The sequence below is a fragment of the Sphingomonas sp. P4_G2 genome, assembly GCF_056401155.1.
In genome coordinates, this window is the sequence record NZ_JBFUJY010000003.1 from 241,384 (window position 1) to 259,223 (window position 17,840).

At 64.5% G+C, this 17,840-nt stretch carries 11 protein-coding genes; 4 read left to right on the top strand and 7 right to left on the bottom strand.

The genetic code is table 11. The features are described from left to right. Window positions 1-205: 205 nt before the first annotated feature. From AC1DRD_RS10750 to AC1DRD_RS10760, 3 genes are all read right to left on the bottom strand, one after another. On the bottom strand, window positions 206-3,448 hold the full coding sequence (locus AC1DRD_RS10750; protein ID WP_478041378.1) for a glycoside hydrolase family 2 TIM barrel-domain containing protein: 3,243 nt from the start codon (window positions 3,446-3,448) through the stop codon (window positions 206-208). 55 nt (window positions 3,449-3,503) lie between these two features. Further along, window positions 3,504-5,015: a tryptophan halogenase family protein gene (locus tag AC1DRD_RS10755; protein ID WP_478041379.1), complete on the bottom strand. Its 1,512-nt coding sequence runs from the start codon at window positions 5,013-5,015 to the stop codon at window positions 3,504-3,506. A gap of 104 nt (window positions 5,016-5,119) precedes the next feature. Beyond that, entirely contained in the window at window positions 5,120-7,903 is a 2,784-nt protein-coding gene (locus AC1DRD_RS10760) for a TonB-dependent receptor (protein WP_478032294.1), read from the bottom strand. Between the two features lie 175 nt (window positions 7,904-8,078). Here AC1DRD_RS10760 and AC1DRD_RS10765 point away from each other — a divergent pair, with 175 nt between their 5' ends. Next, complete coding sequence (locus AC1DRD_RS10765; RefSeq protein WP_478032293.1) at window positions 8,079-8,786, top strand: FadR/GntR family transcriptional regulator; 708 nt, start codon at window positions 8,079-8,081, stop codon at window positions 8,784-8,786. 158 nt (window positions 8,787-8,944) lie between these two features. Then, window positions 8,945-10,507, top strand: a complete 1,563-nt coding sequence (locus AC1DRD_RS10770) for a glycoside hydrolase (protein WP_478032291.1) — start codon at window positions 8,945-8,947, stop codon at window positions 10,505-10,507. Window positions 10,508-10,847: 340 nt separating this feature from the next. Here the strand turns inward: AC1DRD_RS10770 and gyrB are convergent, their stop codons facing one another. Further along, a complete protein-coding gene (gene gyrB / locus AC1DRD_RS10775; RefSeq protein WP_478041380.1) occupies window positions 10,848-13,337 on the bottom strand; it encodes a DNA topoisomerase (ATP-hydrolyzing) subunit B in 2,490 nt (829 codons plus the stop codon). 105 nt (window positions 13,338-13,442) lie between these two features. Between gyrB and AC1DRD_RS10780 the strand changes: the two genes are divergently transcribed. Continuing rightward, complete coding sequence (locus AC1DRD_RS10780) at window positions 13,443-14,033, top strand: hypothetical protein (RefSeq protein ID WP_478041381.1); 591 nt, start codon at window positions 13,443-13,445, stop codon at window positions 14,031-14,033. Window positions 14,034-14,324: 291 nt separating this feature from the next. Next, complete coding sequence (locus tag AC1DRD_RS10785) at window positions 14,325-14,789, top strand: nuclear transport factor 2 family protein (RefSeq protein ID WP_478041382.1); 465 nt, start codon at window positions 14,325-14,327, stop codon at window positions 14,787-14,789. A gap of 129 nt (window positions 14,790-14,918) precedes the next feature. On the opposite strand, the gene AC1DRD_RS10790 is transcribed toward AC1DRD_RS10785, so the two are convergent. From AC1DRD_RS10790 to AC1DRD_RS10800, 3 genes are all read right to left on the bottom strand, one after another. Next, window positions 14,919-15,674, bottom strand: coding sequence for an OmpA family protein (locus tag AC1DRD_RS10790; protein WP_478041383.1), 756 nt, complete (start codon window positions 15,672-15,674; stop codon window positions 14,919-14,921). Window positions 15,675-15,752: 78 nt separating this feature from the next. After that, complete coding sequence (recF, locus tag AC1DRD_RS10795) at window positions 15,753-16,919, bottom strand: DNA replication/repair protein RecF (RefSeq protein ID WP_478041384.1); 1,167 nt, start codon at window positions 16,917-16,919, stop codon at window positions 15,753-15,755. Between the two features lie 86 nt (window positions 16,920-17,005). Beyond that, window positions 17,006-17,803, bottom strand: a complete 798-nt coding sequence (locus tag AC1DRD_RS10800; RefSeq protein ID WP_478033155.1) for a Coq4 family protein — start codon at window positions 17,801-17,803, stop codon at window positions 17,006-17,008. Window positions 17,804-17,840: the final 37 nt, after the last annotated feature.

The window sequence follows — 17,840 nt, forward strand, 5'->3', positions numbered from 1 at the left end:
TAGCAGATACGGCTTGGCACCGCGTTCTGAATTTTCGGAAATGTCGCGCGTCATCCATCTCAACCTGCCCCCGGCGCCATGCTTTCGGGGCATGGGATATGGTAGGCCGTCGCCGCGACGAACGCCGCCGTCAAGGTTTGCCCGGGACGGCCTGAACTGCGTCGCGCGAAACCCGGCGCGCTACCGCGCGCGCCGGAGTAAGCCCTCATTCCTCGCCGGTCGCGCTGGCCGGCAATGCCTTCTCGGGGGTCGTCCCCGCGCCCGCAAAGGGCGTGAGGCGGAAGGCGAACCGGATCGGCGCCAGGGGGACGCGGTATTTGGCAAGCGGCTTGCCGACCTCGCTCCACTGAGTGTCCCCGCCGACGCCCCATTGCGCGCCGTCGATCAACAGCGTCACCTGACCGTGCGGTATGACGTCGGTGCTCTTCCACGTACCAGGCACATGCCGGTCGAGATCGGCATACGGAAACGCCAGCGCGTTGATCATCAGCGGCGCATCGCCGCTGACACGCAGCCCGCGCCCGGCGCCGCTTAGCTCCATCCAGCGCACATCGACCTTGTTGCCGGTCTCCTGCGGGCGGATATAATCATGGTTCTGCGCGGCGATCGCCCCACGCCATAGACCGATCGGCGCCGAGGTCTTGCGATCGACATAGCTTTCGTGCGGGCCGCGCCCATACCATTCGAGCGTATCGATGTCGGTTGGCATCGCGAAGGCCAACCCCACCCGGAACGGCGGCGGAATATCCTGACGCAGCGGAGTCAGTTTGCCTACCACTGCAACACTGCCGTCGTCCGCCATCGTATAGGTGGTGACGAAGCGCGCAGCGCCATCGCCCAGGCCATAGTCGAGCCGTACCGCGACGCCGCCGTCTTTGAAACGCTCTGTCGAAACCCCGCGCACGGTGCGCGTCTCGCTCATCGCCTTCCATGGCTTGAGCTGAACCTCGGTGCCGATGCCGATATCGTTGTCGGTCACCGCGCGCCAGAAATGCGGCGCGCCGCCGCTGGCGAGCAGGACACCGTCCCGCGCATAGCGCCGAACCAGTCCGCTGTTGCGATCGATCACGAGGGTTGCGGTACCGGCCGAAAGCGTGATCGCGCCATCCGCCTCCTTTACCGCCACGGCAGCCCGCCCGGCGGGCGTCGCGGGCGGAACGGAGGCGGTGGCGTTCAGCGCGAACTGCTCCCAGCCGACGATATGCCCAGCCGGAACCAGCGGGATTGCCCCGTCGCGGGCGCGGGCGCGGATCGTCACGAAATATTCGGCGCCCGGCTTGCGCACGATCGGACCGATCGGCAGCGTCACAGCCTGGGTGGCATGGGCCGCTGTGGTCATCGGCGGCAATGCGCCGTGCGCGACGGCCACGCCGTCCTCGATGACCTCCCATTCGAACGCGAACCCCGAAAGGTCGCGGAAATCGTGGCGGTTGCGCACCATCACGCGCCCGGTTGCGGCGTCGAACGCCTCGAACTGGATCGGCGCATAAACCTTGCGCACCTCGTAGAGTGCCGGATTGGGCGTTCGGTCGGACTGGTTGAGGCCATCGCCGAACTCGATCTCCCCACCCGGGTTCGGCCCGTATTCGCTGCCATCGCCCCAATAGCGCCGACCGTCCTTGGTATAGCGATACATCGACTGGTCGACCCAGTCCCAGATGAAGCCCCCCTGCAATTTGTCGGGATGCGCGTAGATCACATCCCAATAGTCTTTCAGATTACCGCCGGAATTCCCCATCATGTGGGAATATTCGCACTGGATCAGCGGCTGCTTGAAGTTCCAGTTGGTCGCATAGTCGGCCATCTTCTCCGCGCTGTCGTACATCGGCGCGTAGATATCGGCATACCAGTTGGGTCGATGATCGTGGATGCCGTCCCAGGTGCCCCAACCGAGATAGCTGACGAGGCGGCCCGGATCGCGCGCTTTCGCGGCCGCGGCCGCGGCGGCGAAATTTGGCCCGATCCCCGCCTCGTTGCCCATCGACCAGAAGATGATCGAGGGATGGTTCTTGTCGCGTTCGACCATGTTGGTGACGCGGCTGACATGTGCGTCCTTCCATGCGGGATCGAACCCGATCTGGAGTTCGGCGCGCCGGTCTGGATGCTTGTTCGCATAATCCATATAACCGTGGCTCTCGATATTGGCCTCGTCCATCACATAGAGGCCATATTCGTCCGCCAGCGCGTACCAGCGCGGGTCATTGGGATAATGCGACGTCCGCACCGCATTGATATTGTTGCGCTTCATCAGTTCGATATCGCGGCGCATCGAAGCTTCGGAAACAACGTGGAAGGTCTCGGGATCATGCTCATGGCGGTTGACGCCGCGGATCACGATGGGCTTGCCGTTGATGGTGACTAGGCCGTTTTTCATTTCGACCGTGCGGAAGCCGATCCGCTGCGGCGTTGCCTGGACGACGTTGCCGTCAGCCCCGACCAGTTCGACCAGCAGCGTGTAGAGATTGGGCGATTCAGCCGACCACGGCTTCACCCCGGGTACGGTTGCCGCGAGCGTGACGGTGCGTTCGGCACTGCTCGGAGCAACGCGCATCGCGCGCACGAGGAGCGTGCGGTCGCCGTCGAGCAGCGTGATCCGTGCGGTCATCGCCGCGGTCGCGGGAGTGACGGTGACCTCGGTCGACAGCGTGCCGTCGCGATAGGCCGCATCGAGCCCGGCATGCACGAAGATGTCGCGCACCCGCGCCCGAGGCACCGCCATCAGGAACACCTCGCGCTCGATGCCAGAAACGCGCCAGAAGTCCTGGTCCTCGAGATAGGAGCCGTCCGACCAGCGGTGGATCTGGATGGCGACGACATTCCGGCCCGGTTTGACGAAGCGCGTGACGTCAAACTCGCTCGGCAGCTTCGAATCCTCGGAATAACCGATTTTCGCACCGTTGACCCAGACGTCATAAGCGGACCCGGCCGCGCCGATGTGCAGGATTACATCCTGCCCCGCCCACCCTGCCGGCAGGGTGACGTCGCGGCGATAGGAGCCGACAGGATTGGTCGCATGCGGGATCAGCGGACGGTTCGCCGGGAACGGATAGGTGATGTTGTTATAGCGCGGCTGATCATATCCCTCCGCCTGCCAGTCGGCGGGCACCTTGATGTTGGCCCAGGAGGAGACATCGAAACCCGGCTGCTCGAATCCGGCGGGGACCGAGTCCGACGAGGGCGACAGCGCGAATTTCCACTGGCCGTCGAGGCTCAGGAAGCGCGTCGATCGGGTCCGGTCGCCGGAGAGCGCCGCGGTGCGGCTCTCGAAGGGGAAACCCGTCGCATGAGCCGGCAGTTTATTCCGCGCGAAGACCGCCGGATTCTCCCAGTCGGGGCGCGCCGGATCGACTTGGACCGGCTGCACCCGCGGCTCGTCTCCAGCCAGTGCGCCGGTTGCCAGGCCAAGTGCGATAGCGCCGATCAGAATCCTCGAAACCTTCACAGCCATCTCCCTGTCCGCGGCGGCGCCGCCCCTTGCTTCAAACGATGCCGTCCCGACGCTGCTACGCAGCCATCGCATTGCAATGCTGCGCGATGAAATCCTCGTGCCGCGGCATCCGCCGCGCGGCAGCCGCAGTCACCGCGGCAATGCGCGCCATCCGCACGCGCGCTTCTTCCTCCGGCAGCGCGCCGGCCAGCGGATCGAAGCCCTTCGCGCGAAGGCCCTGCCCATCCATCACCGCCAGCCAGCTAGTTTTGGAGAAGAGCTCGTCGGCCTCGCGGAAGACCCGTCCCGTGGCGCGGTAGATCCGGATCCGTTCGGCGAGCGTTTCCGGCACCGGCATGCTGCGGACATGATCCCAATAGGGTGTGTCGGCGCGTTCGGTGGCGTGAAAATGGAGAATGATGAAATCGCGAATGCTTTCATATTCCGCGATCATCAGCCGGTTGTAGCGGCGAGTATCGGCGGGCTCGAATGCCCGGGTCGGCATCATCTCCAGCAAACGGGCGATCCCGGCCTGGATCAGATGGATGCTGGTGGATTCGAGCGGTTCGAGAAAGCCACTGGCGAGACCCAGGGCGACACAGTTCTTTACCCAGAAGGCGTCCCGCCGCCCCGCGCGGAAGCTCAGCACCCGCGGGTCGCCCAGTGCCTCGCCCTCCAGATTGGCAAGCAACGTCGCGGTCGCCTCGTCCTCGGACACATGCCCGCTCGCGAAGACGTAACCGTTACCGGTGCGATGCTGGAGCGGAATGCGCCATTGCCAGCCGGCCGGCCGCGCGGTCGCGCGCGTATTGGGCGTTGGTGCACCCACATTCGTGCTCGGCACTGCGACGGCCCGGTCGTTGGGCAGCCAGTGTGACCAATCCTCGAAGCCGGTCTGCAACGCGTCGCCGAGCAGGAGCGCCCGGAAACCCGAGCAGTCGATGAACAATTCCGCCGCGATGCGTTCGCCCGACGACAGGGTGACCGCCTCGATGAAGCCGTCGTTCCCGCGCAGCGCGACGTCGACGACCCGTCCTTCGTGCCGGACCACGCCGGCTGCCTCGGCATGGGTGCGCAGAAAGCGGGCGTAGAGCGATGCGTCGAAGTGAAAGGCATAGCCGATGCGGTGAAGGGGGGTGTTGCCGCCATCGGAGAGCGGGCGCATGAACCGCCCCTGCCGCGCCGCCGCGGCGCAGATCGAGTAGGCGTCGAGCGCCTCAGCCGCGCCGTTCGACCGCAATCGCTGCCAAAGCCCCTCGAACGGCACCGCGCCGAGATCGGTGCCGTAGAAGCCGAACGGATGGAAATAGCGCGAGCCCGGCCGCAGCCAGTCGACGAATTCGATGCCGAGTTTGAAGCTGCCCATGGTTGCCTTGACGAACACGTCTTCATCAATGCCGAGCAGCGCATTAAACGCTTGGATCGGCGGGATCGTGGCCTCGCCGACACCAACCGTCCCGATCTCCTCGGATTCAACCAAGGTGATCGCGACGTCGCTGGTGCCGAGCACCCGCGCGAGCGCGGCCGCCGCCATCCAGCCGGCAGTGCCGCCACCGACGATCGCGATGCTGCGCAGCGGCCGATTCATGCTGCCAACTGCCGGCACTCGCCGCCCCTTTGCATCGTCATGTCACTCGTCCCCTAAAGGATCGCCGGCGTGGTCGGAGGAAACACCACGCCGGCGGTCGGGGATCAATAGGTCGCGCGGATCGAGAAACCGAACCGACGGTCATTCAGCGTGTACTGCAATGGCTGGCTCGGCGTGCCGATATAGGTCACGTTCATCCGGTTGGTGATGTTCACGGCATCGACCGATATTGCGAGATGCTTGTTCAGGTTGAAGCTGATCGAACTGTCGAGCGAGGCATAGGGCTTCTGGAACTGCGGGATACCGTTCGCGCCGCTGCCGTAGGTTGTATCGAGATATTTTCCGCGCCAGCTCCAGGCGAGACGGGCTGTAATGGGCCCCTTCTCGTAAAGCCCGACAAGGTTGTAGCTGTGCTTCGACAGTTTCTCGAGCGGCACCTGGGTCGGGATATTGCTACCCGCGGTCGCGAACGGGTTGGTGACGTTGCTGTCGACATATGTGTAGTTCGCCTGGATACCGAACCCGCTCAGCAGGCCCGGCAGGAAGTCGAAGAATTGCTGGTAGGCTGCCTCGAAGCCCTTGATTTTGCCACTGCCCGTGTTGACCGTGGTTCCAATGTCATAGTCGATACCGTTGAAGCGACGCACGACGGTGCCACCGGCGAGGAACCCATCCACAGTCTTGTAAAACGCACCGAGCGTTACCGAGCCCGTGGGCGCGAAATACCATTCGATCGTCGCGTCATAGTTGGTCGAGGTGATCGGGTTCAGGAACGGATTGCCCGATCCGCCACTCGGTCGTCCGGTGATTGGACTGACCTGGGTGGCGGGGTTGAGCGTAACGTTCGTCGACATCTGATCAAAATTCGGCCGGGCGAATGATTTGCTGAAGGCCAGACGCATCTGAAGCTTGTCGGTCAGGTGCGCCCGCAGGTTGAAGCTGGGCAGTGCCTTCACATAATCGCGACTGACTTCGAGTGGGACCAGCGTCCCGTCGCTGTTGAACACCGTACCACGCGAGCCGGTAGAGGTGCGCACCACGCGCACGCCCACGGTGCCATCGATTTTCAGCCCGCCGAGTGCGGTCGCGTAATCCGCCATGACATAGCCGGCGAGCGTGTTTTCGGTCTGGTGGTTGAGGTCGCCTGCGGTGAACGCAGTCTTGGGCGTGGCGCCGAACAATGCTTCGGTCTTGGTGAGACTGTCGAACAGTCCGCTGCCGGTCGAGAAGCCGGGATATAGAATTCCGCCCGTCAGCGTCCTCCCATCGAAGAAGTTCGGCGTTGGACCCGCGAGCGCCAACTCGGGATGCGCCGACACCGGGACGAATGCCGTGCCCGCAGGCGCGGAGCAACTGGGGTTCGGCCCTGACGGCAGGAGGCAGAAGGCATTCCAGGTGCCACGAAGATCGATCGAGCTTTCCGCATAGCGCGCGCCGACCCGCAATTTCTGCAGCAGGCCGCCCTCAACGTCATATTCGAGGTCGGATTGCAGCGCCACTTGCTTCGCGTCGTTCCGTTGCAATGAATCCGCCATGTAGGTGAAGGCGTAGTTCGCAGGGTTCGACAGTAAGCCCGGATTGCGTACGTTCCACACCGGTCGCGAACCACGCAAATCGAAATCGACGATGCTTTGATTGTTCGCCGTATAGGGTGTTTGCCCGGTCTGGTCGTACAGCGAAATCACGAAGCCGTTGCGATCGGCATCGTAGGACGACTTCAGATATTGCGCGTCGAATCGAGCATGGAGCCGATCGGTGACATCCCATTTCGCATTGAGCGTGTAATTGCCCGTGTCGTTGGTCAGATCCTGATCGAATCGCGCCGACTCGAAGACCTGGTTGGCGAGCGAGCCCGAGGTGGCATAGCCCGCAGAATCGAAGGTGAACGCCGCCCCGTTGAGTGGTGTCGTGGTGGGATTACCATTGTTATTATAGTAGAAATATTTGCCCTGGCGGAAAAACTTATATCGCGAGAAGAGGGCCTGCGCCGTGATGAGCAGATTGCTGCTCGCCTGCCATTGGAAGGCGCCGGCGATGCCGAAGCGCTTGCGATCGCCACCATCGTCATAGATCTGTTCGCCGAACGGGACCTGCGCATTGGCGGGCGCGCCGGGAATCGTGATTCCGGTTGGGATCGGGCCAAACGCGCCGATCAGGATCGCGTCCTGGCGATAGGAGCTACGCGCATAGGTGGCATTGAGCAGGATGCCCATTTCGCCAAGGCCCGTCTCGAAGCGATTGCTGTACAGCAATGAGCCCGACCCGCCGAACTTGTCGGCGCGATCGTAATAATTGCCTTTCAGGGTCGCGCTGACGAGCTGCCCGGGAGCGTCGAACGGCAGTCGCGTGCGGATGTTTACGACGCCCGCGATATCGCCCTCGATTGTGCTGGCGGGCGGATTCTTGAAGACGTCGATGCCTGCGAGCAGCTCGGGTGGGGTCGCCTCGAGATCGAGCGTTCGGCCGCCAGATGCCGAGATCGCGGCGCGTCCGTCGATGAAGTTGCTGACTTGCGTCAGGCCACGAACGGTAATGGCGGGTTGGGTACGATGGTCGAAATCGGTCGCGCCCTCGCCATAGCGGCGCTGGATCTGGACGCCGGTGATCCGCTGCAGCGCCTCGACGGTGTTGGCGTCGGGCAGCTTGCCGATATCCTGCGCGTTGACCGAATCGACGATCTGATCCGAATTGCGCTTGGTCGCCTGGGCCGAGCGTAGACTTGCGCGCACGCCCGTGACGACGATCTCGCTCCCCGCCGCCGCATCCTTCTCCGGTGCGGCAACGGCCGGCGCCGTGCTGGTTTGTGCGATTGCGGACTGTGCCACAGCGACCATGCCGATTGCGGCGAGCGACGCGCCGACCAGCAGGCGATTGCGAAGCGGAATCATACATCCTTCCCCACATTGTCGGCATCGCAGGAGACCATTCCCCATCCGTCCCGATCAATTGTCCGACTTAATAATCGCCGAGCTATTGTAGGACAAGAGGCAATATTTTGCTATCGTGCGCATTGCCGGCGCGGTTCCAAAAAGAGCCTGGGGGTGCGTCGCGAAGGGATGGCGATTGACTGACGAACACCGGCGGGGACCGACGCATGCCCAATTGGCACGCGAACTGGGCATTGCAATCGTGACAGGGCAACATGCCCCAGGATCGTTCCTGCCCGCCGAGCATGAGATCGCCGAACACCGGGGCGTTTCGCGCGGTCTGGTGCGGGAGGCGCTCCGCATGCTCTCCGCCAAGGGGCTGCTCGAAAGCAAGCCCAAGGCTGGCACACGCATCCGAGACAGATCGTCCTGGAATCTGCTCGATCCCGATCTCCTGGCCTGGATGTTCGAAGGCGAGCCTCCGGCTGGGTTTGTCCACAACCTATTCTATTTACGTATGATTATCGAGCCAGCCGCAGCCGAACTGGCCGCCACCCTGCGCACGCCCCGACACCTTTCGCGGATGGGCCATGCTCTTGAACAGATGCAGGAACACGGGCTGGCCAGCGTGGTCGGCCAGGCCGCCGACCAGAGTTTCCACAACATCATCCTGGAGGCGACAGGCAACGAACTGCTCATCAGTCTCGCCGGCACGATCGGCGCTGCAGTGCGCTGGACGACGATCTACAAGCATCGGCAAACCCGTCAGCCAAGCGATTCGATGCCGCAACATCGCCGCCTGTTCGACGCGATTGCGGAGGGGGATGCGCCCGGCGCGCGCGATGCGACGATCGCCCTGATCGATCAAGCGCAGGAGGATACCGAGTTCTCATTGCGCAGATAATCGTGCCAAACGGTCGCCCTGCCGCATTGATGCGGCACGACTGAATCTTTATAGTCCTACAAATGAGCGGCGGGCCGGGCAGAAAACGCGACGATCGGCATCAGGCACAGACACTGCCCGGATCGGATGACAATCGCGCCGAGGCTGAGGAGATACCGATGGGTACGCGTTGGCATGGTGCTTTCCGGTTAGGGTCGATGCAGCGGACTGACGCACCGCCTGCCCACACCAGATGCCGGCCCCTGGTAGGCCGGTCCCGCCTGATCCGCGCGACCCTCGCCGCGATCGCGGCTCTGGCAACGTCGGCCCAGGCGGCGTCCCCGGAGGTCGCGATCACTATCCGGCCCGCGATTGAGCGTCCCGGACCGGTCTTCGAAGGCTGGGGCACAGCGCTTGCGTGGTTCGCCGAGGTTACCGGCGGCTACCCCGACGCGACGCGCGAGCGGCTGGCCGATTTATTCTATGGGCCTGAGGGCCTCGACTGGACTATCGCACGCTACAATATCGGCGGCGGCAACGCGGCGGCGACGGCGCCCTATCTTCGCCCAGGCGCCGCGGTGCCGGGCTTTTGGCGACAGCCGGCAGGCACGATTGGGAATGCGTGGTGGCAGCCAGACGATCCCGCGATGTGGGACTGGTCGGCCGACGCCAACCAGCGCTGGTGGCTCGATGCGATCCGCTCGCGCGTCCGGGCGCCCATCTTCGAAGCCTTCTCCAATTCGCCGCCCTGGTTCATGACGGTCAGCGGGCGGGTATCCGGCGCGGAAAAAGGAACCAACGAGAACCTGCGTCCCGGACAGGAGGGGCCGTTCGCCACATATCTTGCCCGCGTCGTAAGCGAGTTGCAGCGGCGCCACCACATCACGTTCCGCACGCTGTCGCCGGTCAACGAGCCGAATACCGATTACTGGTTCGCCGCGAACACACAGGAAGGGGCGCATTGGAGCCCCGGGCGCCAGGCGGCGATGATCGACGCCACGGCGGTGGCGTTGGCGGATCAGGGGCTGAAGACGACGATCGCTGCCCCCGACGAAACCAACTCGCACCTCTTCGTTCGCGATTGGGCAGGGTATCCGCCGGCTACACGCGCGCGCATCGGCCAGCTCAATGTCCACAGCTATGGCACCGTCCACCAGACCGCGGTGCGCGATATCGCGCGCGTCTCCGGCATTCGCCTGTGGATGAGCGAGAACGACACTCCTCTGGAAAAGGAGCCCGAGGATTTCGACGGCATGCCTTCGGCGCTGGCCTTTGCCGAACATGTGATCCACGATCTAAAACGGTTGGAGCCCTCCGCCTGGGTCTTCTGGCAGGCGGTGGAGACCCTCAGTGCCCGCAACGGTGCGCCCGGCTCCAACTGGGGCCTGATCAAGATGGACTTGCGTGCCGCACCGCAGGCGCCGCACCCGATCCATATCACCGCCAAATATTGGGCGATGGCGATGTTCAGCCGGCACATCCGGCCCGGCTACCGCCTTATCCCGGTGGACGACGCCGACACGATCGGTGCGCTGACGCCGGACGGCCGAACGATGGTGCTGGTTCACGTGAATCCGGGCCCATATGAACGCGCGCTGACGATTGCGCTGCCCCACGCGACGGTGCGAGAGATCATCGTGACCGATGCCGCACACAAGGCCGTGCGGGTCGCGTCGAAACCCGGCGCCCGCCTTACCGCCGCGCCGGAATCGGTGACAACGATCGTGACGACCATCCGATAGCAAGGCCCCGATCAACTGTCGGGCCGCTCAACGGCGCGGTTATGGCAGCGGTATATCGGGATCGGATCTTCGACATGCCGTACACGTGGTTGTCGTTGTTCTTTCTGTTCCTGGCCAACGACCTTGCTGCCTACTGGATGCACCGCCTGGCGCACGAACGGCGCGTGTTGTGGGCCGGCACCGATTCAGCAAAGCTGAAAAAGACTCTAGTCAGCTCCAAATGCGGCAAGCGCATCAAGGCTGCTGGCGGGAACCAGGGAATGCGCGGCTATTTGGGCCCAAACTCGCAATCTATTGGGCCCAATTCGCAATGTTTTTGGTCGCCCAACACCGTCGCGCGTCACACGTCGAGATTGGCGACGCTCAACGCATTCTCCTGGATGAATTCGCGGCGCGGCTCGACCACGTCGCCCATCAAGCGGGTGAAGATCTCATCGGCGACATCGGCCTGGTCGACCGCGACGCGCAGCATCGAGCGGTTGGTCGGGTCGAGCGTGGTTTCCCACAATTGCTCGGGGTTCATCTCGCCCAGCCCCTTGTAGCGCTGGATCGACAGACCCTTGCGTCCCGCCGCCAGGATCGCCTCGAGCAATTGTGACGGCCGCGCGATCAGCGACTCGCCCTTGCCCACAACGACCGGCAGATCCTCATCCTCGTCGACCTCGGCGGCGGCTTCCTCGGCAGCTGTCGCCGCGGCCTGCGCCTTGCTCGGCACCAGCTTGACCGCGCTGCCGTAGCTGTCGACCTGCTCGGCCGCCAGGCCGTGCAGCTTGCGCGCTTCGGCCGAGACCAGGAACGCCGCCTCGATCACATGATGATCGGTGACGCCGCGCCACAGTCGCTGGAAATGGAGCGAGCCTTCGTCGGTCAATTGCGCCGTCCAGGTCGCTTCGGGATCGCCGCCGTCGAGCTTGATGGTGGTCGCCTGCAGCCGCTCCGCGCGCTGCGCGGTGCTGGCTTCGGGATCGAACACGCCGTCCATCGCCAGCGCCTCGATGATGCTGGGATCGTAGCGCCGCGGCACGAAGCGCATCAGCGATCGCATGCGGCGCGAATGATCGACCAAAGCGCGCAGCGCAGTGCCGGTGCCGACACCGTCGAGCGAGCTCGAGGCGACGCCCGCGGCGACCAGATATTCCTCCAGCGCGGCCTCATCCTTCAGATACACTTCGGACCGCCCGCGCGTCGCTTTGTAGAGCGGCGGCTGGGCGATGAAGAGGTGCCCGCCGGTGATGATCTCGGGCATCTGGCGATAGAAGAAGGTCAGCAGCAGGGTACGGATATGCGCGCCGTCGACATCGGCGTCGGTCATGATCACGACCTTGTGATAGCGCAATTTCTCCAGGTTGAAGTCGTCGCGCCCGATGCCGGTGCCCATCGCCTGGATCAATGTCCCGATCTCGCGCGACGACAGCATGCGGTCGAACCGCGCGCGTTCGACGTTGAGGATCTTGCCGCGCAAGGGGAGGATCGCCTGGAAATGGCGGTCGCGGCCCTGCTTGGCCGATCCGCCGGCCGAATCGCCCTCGACCAGGAACAGTTCGGACTTGGCCGGGTCCTTTTCCTGGCAGTCGGCGAGCTTGCCGGGCAGGCTGGAGATGCCGAGTACCGACTTGCGGCTCGCCTCACGCGCCTTGCGTGCGGCTTCGCGCGCGGCGGCGGCGTCGATCACCTTCTGGATGATCTGGCGCGCATTGGCCGGATTTTCCTCGAGCCATTCGGCCATCTTGTCGGCGAGCAGGCTTTCGAGCGGCTGGCGCACTTCAGACGAGACGAGCTTGTCCTTGGTCTGCGAGCTGAACTTGGGATCGGGCAGTTTCACCGAGACGATCGCGGTCAGGCCTTCGCGCATATCGTCGCCGGTCAGGCTGACCTTTTCCTTCTTCATCTGCCCCGATTTCTCGGCATAGGCATTGAGCGTGCGGGTCAGCGCCGAGCGGAACGCGGCGAGATGGGTGCCGCCGTCACGCTGCGGGATGTTGTTGGTGAAGCACAGGACGTTCTCGTAATAGGAATCATTCCATTCGAGCGCGACGTCGATGCCGATATCGTCGCGCTGGCCGGAGATCGCGATCGGTTCGGGGAAGAGCGGCGCCTTGGTGCGGTCGAGATATTTCACGAACGCGGCGATGCCGCCTTCATAATAGAGCTCGATCGTCTTGGGCTCTTCGTGCCGCGCGTCGGTCAGGAACAGCCGCACGCCCGAATTGAGGAAGGCGAGCTCGCGATAGCGATGTTCGAGCTTCTCGAAATCGAATTCGGTGATCTTGAAGGTGGACGGCGAGGGCAGGAACGTGACGCGCGTGCCCTTCTGGCCTTCCGCCGCCTTGCCGACGACCTTGAGCGGGGCAACCGCGTCGCCATGGGCGAAGCGCATATAATGCTCCTCGCCGTCGCGCCAGATCGTCAGGTCCAGCCATTCACTGAGCGCGTTGACCACCGACACGCCGACGCCGTGCAGCCCGCCCGATACCTTGTACGCATTGTCGTCGGAGGTGTTCTCGAACTTACCGCCGGCATGGAGCTGGGTCATGATGACCTCGGCCGCCGACACGCCTTCCTCGGCATGGATGCCGGTCGGGATGCCGCGGCCGTTATCGGTCACGCTGACCGATCCGTCGGGGTTGAGCGAGATGTCGACCCGGTCGCAATGACCGGCCAATGCCTCGTCGATCGCGTTGTCGGAAACCTCGAACACCATGTGGTGGAGACCCGACCCATCGTCGGTGTCGCCGATATACATGCCGGGGCGTTTGCGGACGGCGTCGAGGCCTTTGAGGACCTTGATCGAATCGGCGCCGTAATCTGAAGTCTGAGGGGGTGTTGCCATAGCGAGCATATAGGGATTCGCCCTCGAAAACGGAAGCAAAATGGCGAGTCGCGCGGGCCCGATCGCACCCCTTGCAAATGGCCGCCGGGAATGATCCCATCCGGCATGGCCCAGCCGCCCGATCCGCACGAACTCTACCTCCATGTCCGCGTGCTGGTCGGCGTCGTGCTGGGGCTCGGGCTTACCCGAATCCTGTCGGGACTGGCGCGGATGGTCGAGCATCCCGGGCGCAATCCGGTGTCGGCGACGCACTTGTTGTGGGTCGCGGTGATCCTGCTCTCGATCGTCCATTTCTGGTGGTGGGAGTTCGCGCTGATCTCGCTCGGCGCGTGGCGGTTCGAGCTGTTCGTGTTCCTGCTGCTCTACGCCTTTCTCTGGTTTGTGCTCGCCTGCCTGTTGTTTCCCGGCGATCTTGCCGAGCACGACACCTACGAAGCCTATTTCCTGTCGCGACGCCGCTGGTTCTTCGGATTGTTCGCCGCGACCTTCGCCGCCGACCTGATCGACACCGCGATCAAGGGCGCGGATCATTTCCGCGCGCTCGGCCCCGAATATCCGGCGCGGATCGCGGCCGGCATCGTCTTGTGCGCTATCGCCGCCTGGACCGGCAACCGCCGCTTCCACTTGCTGTTCGCGGCGCTCTACCTGGCTTACGATCTCAGCTGGATCTTGCGGCTCTACGATACGCTGGGCTGAGTGGTAATAGGCGCCAGCGGCGCGTGTCGAGCATAAGCCCTCTCCCGCGTGCGGGTGCATCGGGTCGGTCATGCCCCCGGCATGACCTGAACAGCGCGGGGCGCTGTTCACCCGGTGCAGGTTGGGTGAGGGTCTTCTTCCTTCTTCCAGGCGGTTGGGCCGAAATAGAAGAAAGAAGACCCTCACCTTCCCACCGCCTTCGGCGGCGGGCCCCTCCCTCTCCCGCACGCGGGAGAGGGTATGTGGCCCTTGTTACGATCGCTATAGTCGCCAAGAAATAGGGAGAGAGCAATGAAGTGGATCGCAATCGCCGCCGCGCTCATGGTGTCGGCACCTGCCATGGCGGACGCACCGGCCGCGCAGCCGATGCCGACCTATCCGGGTGTTCCGGCCGATCTTGCCAAGGCGGCGGCGGAGTTCGACCTCGCCCAGGTCAAGAGCGATGGCGAGGCGCTCAAGCGCCTGCTCGCCGACGATTATCTGTTGGTCAACAGCCAGGACAAGCGCGAGGACAAGGCGCAGTTTATTGCCGACTATACCGCCAAGGGCTTCACGATGGAGCCATTCGCGATCGACGATCAGGTGATCAAGGTCTGGGCCGATGGCGCGGTGCTGGGCGGTGCCGTCACGATGAAGGGCACGTCCGAGGGCAAGCCCTATTCGGTGCGCATCCGCTTTTCCGACATCTGGGCGAAGCGCGGCGGCAAATGGCAAGTGATCTATGCCCACGCCAATCGGGTGGCGGCGGCAAGCTGAAAATTGGTGCTCCTGCAAGAGAAGGAGCCCAGGATCACAATTGCTGTCTGTGCGATCCGGGCTCCCGCTCGGGCAGGAGCACCCGTTCTGGCGAGGGCCGGCACGCGGGTCGCGTGCCGGCCTTTCGCATCAGAATTCGCTGGCGCGTCGGCCCAACAGGGTCACTTCGACGCGGCGATTGAGACGCATTCCCGCCACCGTGGCGTTGGTCGCGATGGGATCGCGTTCGCCATGTCCCGTGACCGAGAAGCGCGCGCGAGTCACGCCCATCGCATCGAACGCGCCGCGGACGCTCGCCGCGCGCCGTTCGGACAGGTCCTGGTTGTGCGCATCGCTGCCGCGCGAATCGGTGTAGCCGTCGATCGCCACGCGGACCCCGGGATTGTCGCGCAGATAGCTTGCCAGCGGACGCAATTTGTCGATCGCGCCGGGGCGCAACACGTCGCTGTCGGTGGCGAACAGCACGTCCTCGTCGAGCCGCATCGTCGCGCCCCGCGCGGTCTGGCGGAAGCCGTAACCGTGCATCGCGCCGCGATCCCAGCCACCGCCGCGGCCGCCGCGCTCTTCCACGACATAGCCACGATCGCGCGACTCCCAGTCGAACCCGCCGCGGCGCGGGCCGGCGATCCGCGCGAACGCGCGGTTGGCCTCACGCGCCTCGAAGATGGTCAGGAAACGGTCGTGATTGCGGTCGAAATTGCGCATCACGAAGGCACGTCCGCGGCGCGATTCGCGCAGTTCCGGATAGAGGATGCGCACGCCGGGGCCGGCGATGCGGAAATCGGGGCCGTCGGGACGCCCGCCCGACCAATCCCAGCGGTCCTGCGCGATAGCGGGGGTGGCAATCGCAACCAAAGCGGTCGCAGCGGCAAACAACATCTTCATGACTATTCTCCCTGTGTCATCGACATGGGCTAGCGGCGCGGGACTGAACCCGGCCTTAGGCGCACGGACAGGGGACGTTCAGGCGGTCGAAACCGTTCCATCGGCGACGATGAACCAGGATGCCGCGCCGATGTCGTCGAACGGCGCGCGTTCGGTGCCGGTGATCCAGACCTGGCTGCCGGTTGCCGCGAGCCGATCGAACAAGGCGGCCCGGCGGACCGGATCGAGATGCGCGGCGACCTCGTCGAGCAGCAGGATTGGCGCGCGGCCGACGCGGTCGGCGACGAGTTCGGCATGCGCGAGCACCAGCCCGAGCAGCAACGCCTTCTGCTCGCCGGTCGAACAGAGCGAGGCGGGCTGATCCTTGTCGAGATGCGTCACCATCAAGTCGCTGCGATGCGGCCCGACGAGCGTGCGGCCCGCCGCGGCATCGCGCCGGCGGCCTTGCGCCAGGTCGGCGGCGAGCGTGTCGGCGCCGCTCCATCCTTCGAGCGTCAGGCCGGCACGCGCGAAAGGCCCCTGGGGTTGATAGGCCAAGCGCTCCGCCAACGCCGCGACCGTCTCGCGCCGCCCGGCATCGATCGCCCCGCCATGCTCGGCCATTTGCGCCTCGAGCGCGGTCAGCCAGTGCGGATCGGGATGCCCATGGTCCTTGGCGTCGGCGAGCACGCGGTTGCGCGCGCGCATCGCCGCTTCGTAGCGATTGGCGTGCTGGGCATGGTCGGGACGCATCGCCAGGGTCAGCCGATCGAGGAAGCGCCGCCGCTCGCCGGCGGGCTCGACGAACAACCGGTCCATCGCCGGCGTGAGCCACAGTACGGTCAGCCATTCCGCCAGCGCCGTGGCCGCCGTGGTGGCGCCGTTGATGCGCACGATGCGGCGTTCGGGGGCCGAGGGCAGGGTGCCGGTGCCGATCTCTATTAGCCCCTCCCCTTCAGGGGAGGGGTTGGGGGTGGGGGATGCCTCGCAGAGGTCGACGCCCGCGTCCCCCACCCCAACCCCTCTCCTGAAGGGGAGGGGCTTTAATGTCGTCGCCACCCCAAATCCGCCTCTTCCTCCCTGACGCGCCATATCACTCAACGCAGCCCGCCGCAGTCCGCGTCCCGGCGCGAGCAGCGACACCGCCTCCAGCACGTTGGTCTTGCCCGCGCCATTCTCGCCGGTCAGCACGACGAAGCCGCGCCCCGGGTGGAGCACGGCTTCGGCATGATTCCTGAAATCGGTGAGGATCAGGCGCGACAGCATCGCGCCTGTCCCTAAAGCATCGCGCGGAAAAGTGGGTACCGGTTTTCCGCGAGAGCGATGCGTCCGCGGAGCAGCGGAGTTTTGGGTTAGGCCGCCAGCTTGGCGGGTTCCGCCGCGCCCGATTGCTGGTTCTTCGCGCTGAGATAGGAGGCCATCTCTTCGCCCAATTCGCGCTGTGCCTTCAGATAGGCGACCGGCTCGTCGAGCCCGAGCCGCTTGCGCGCCGCGTCGAGCGGCTCGTGCAGCAGCTGCAGATAATCCTCGCCGGAGATCCACTTGGCCTTCTTGCCGCGCTTATAGCCTTCCCACACTGCCTTCGCGAACAGCGAATTGCCGGTGACCTTGAGGCTCTTGAGCGCCGCCGCGCCGCCGATGAACGCCCAGCCGAGCCCGCCGACCTGCGCATAGCTGAACGCGACCAATGCCGCTTCGCCCATGCTTTCGTCGGCCTTGTAGCCGGTCAGCACGTGCCAGATATCGTGCGTGTCGCGTACCCGCCGCCCGAACCAGGCATAAGGATGCGGCATGTCTTCCTCGCGGTTGACCTTGCTGACCTCGGCCAGACCGTCGGCCGAATAGCCGGTCGATTCGAGGAAATGGTTGTACGCCGCGCCGACCGTGCCCGGCGCGAATTGCTTGGCATAGCCGGGCTGAGAGAGCAGCTGCGCGAGCTCGATCCGCTCATAGGCCATCCGCCCGCCCTCTTCGGTGGCGATGAAGCGCGCATAGTTCATCGGCGCATTGCCGACGTTCAAGGCGCGCATGATCTTGAACACCTGCGTCGTGTCATCGCCATTGGCGAGCAGCTTCCTGATCGAGCTGAACGCGGTCTTCCAGTCACGCTTGCCGGTAGTGCCGGGAAAGGGAGGGAGCTTTGCGGGCATCGGGTGATTCCTTACTGACACTCATGTAAGTAAGTGA

Coding starts and splice junctions, on each gene's coding strand:
- AC1DRD_RS10790 (WP_478041383.1), bottom strand. CDS start 15,674: ATGAAGATGTTGTTTGCCGCTGCGACCGCTTTGGTTGCGATTGCCACC.
- AC1DRD_RS10800 (WP_478033155.1), bottom strand. CDS start 17,803: ATGCCCGCAAAGCTCCCTCCCTTTCCCGGCACTACCGGCAAGCGTGAC.
- gyrB (WP_478041380.1), bottom strand. CDS start 13,337: ATGGCAACACCCCCTCAGACTTCAGATTACGGCGCCGATTCGATCAAG.
- AC1DRD_RS10750 (WP_478041378.1), bottom strand. CDS start 3,448: ATGGCTGTGAAGGTTTCGAGGATTCTGATCGGCGCTATCGCACTTGGC.
- recF (WP_478041384.1), bottom strand. CDS start 16,919: ATGCTGTCGCGCCTGATCCTCACCGATTTCAGGAATCATGCCGAAGCC.
- AC1DRD_RS10780 (WP_478041381.1), top strand. CDS start 13,443: ATGGCCCAGCCGCCCGATCCGCACGAACTCTACCTCCATGTCCGCGTG.
- AC1DRD_RS10770 (WP_478032291.1), top strand. CDS start 8,945: ATGGGTACGCGTTGGCATGGTGCTTTCCGGTTAGGGTCGATGCAGCGG.
- AC1DRD_RS10785 (WP_478041382.1), top strand. CDS start 14,325: ATGAAGTGGATCGCAATCGCCGCCGCGCTCATGGTGTCGGCACCTGCC.
- AC1DRD_RS10755 (WP_478041379.1), bottom strand. CDS start 5,015: ATGAATCGGCCGCTGCGCAGCATCGCGATCGTCGGTGGCGGCACTGCC.
- AC1DRD_RS10760 (WP_478032294.1), bottom strand. CDS start 7,903: ATGATTCCGCTTCGCAATCGCCTGCTGGTCGGCGCGTCGCTCGCCGCA.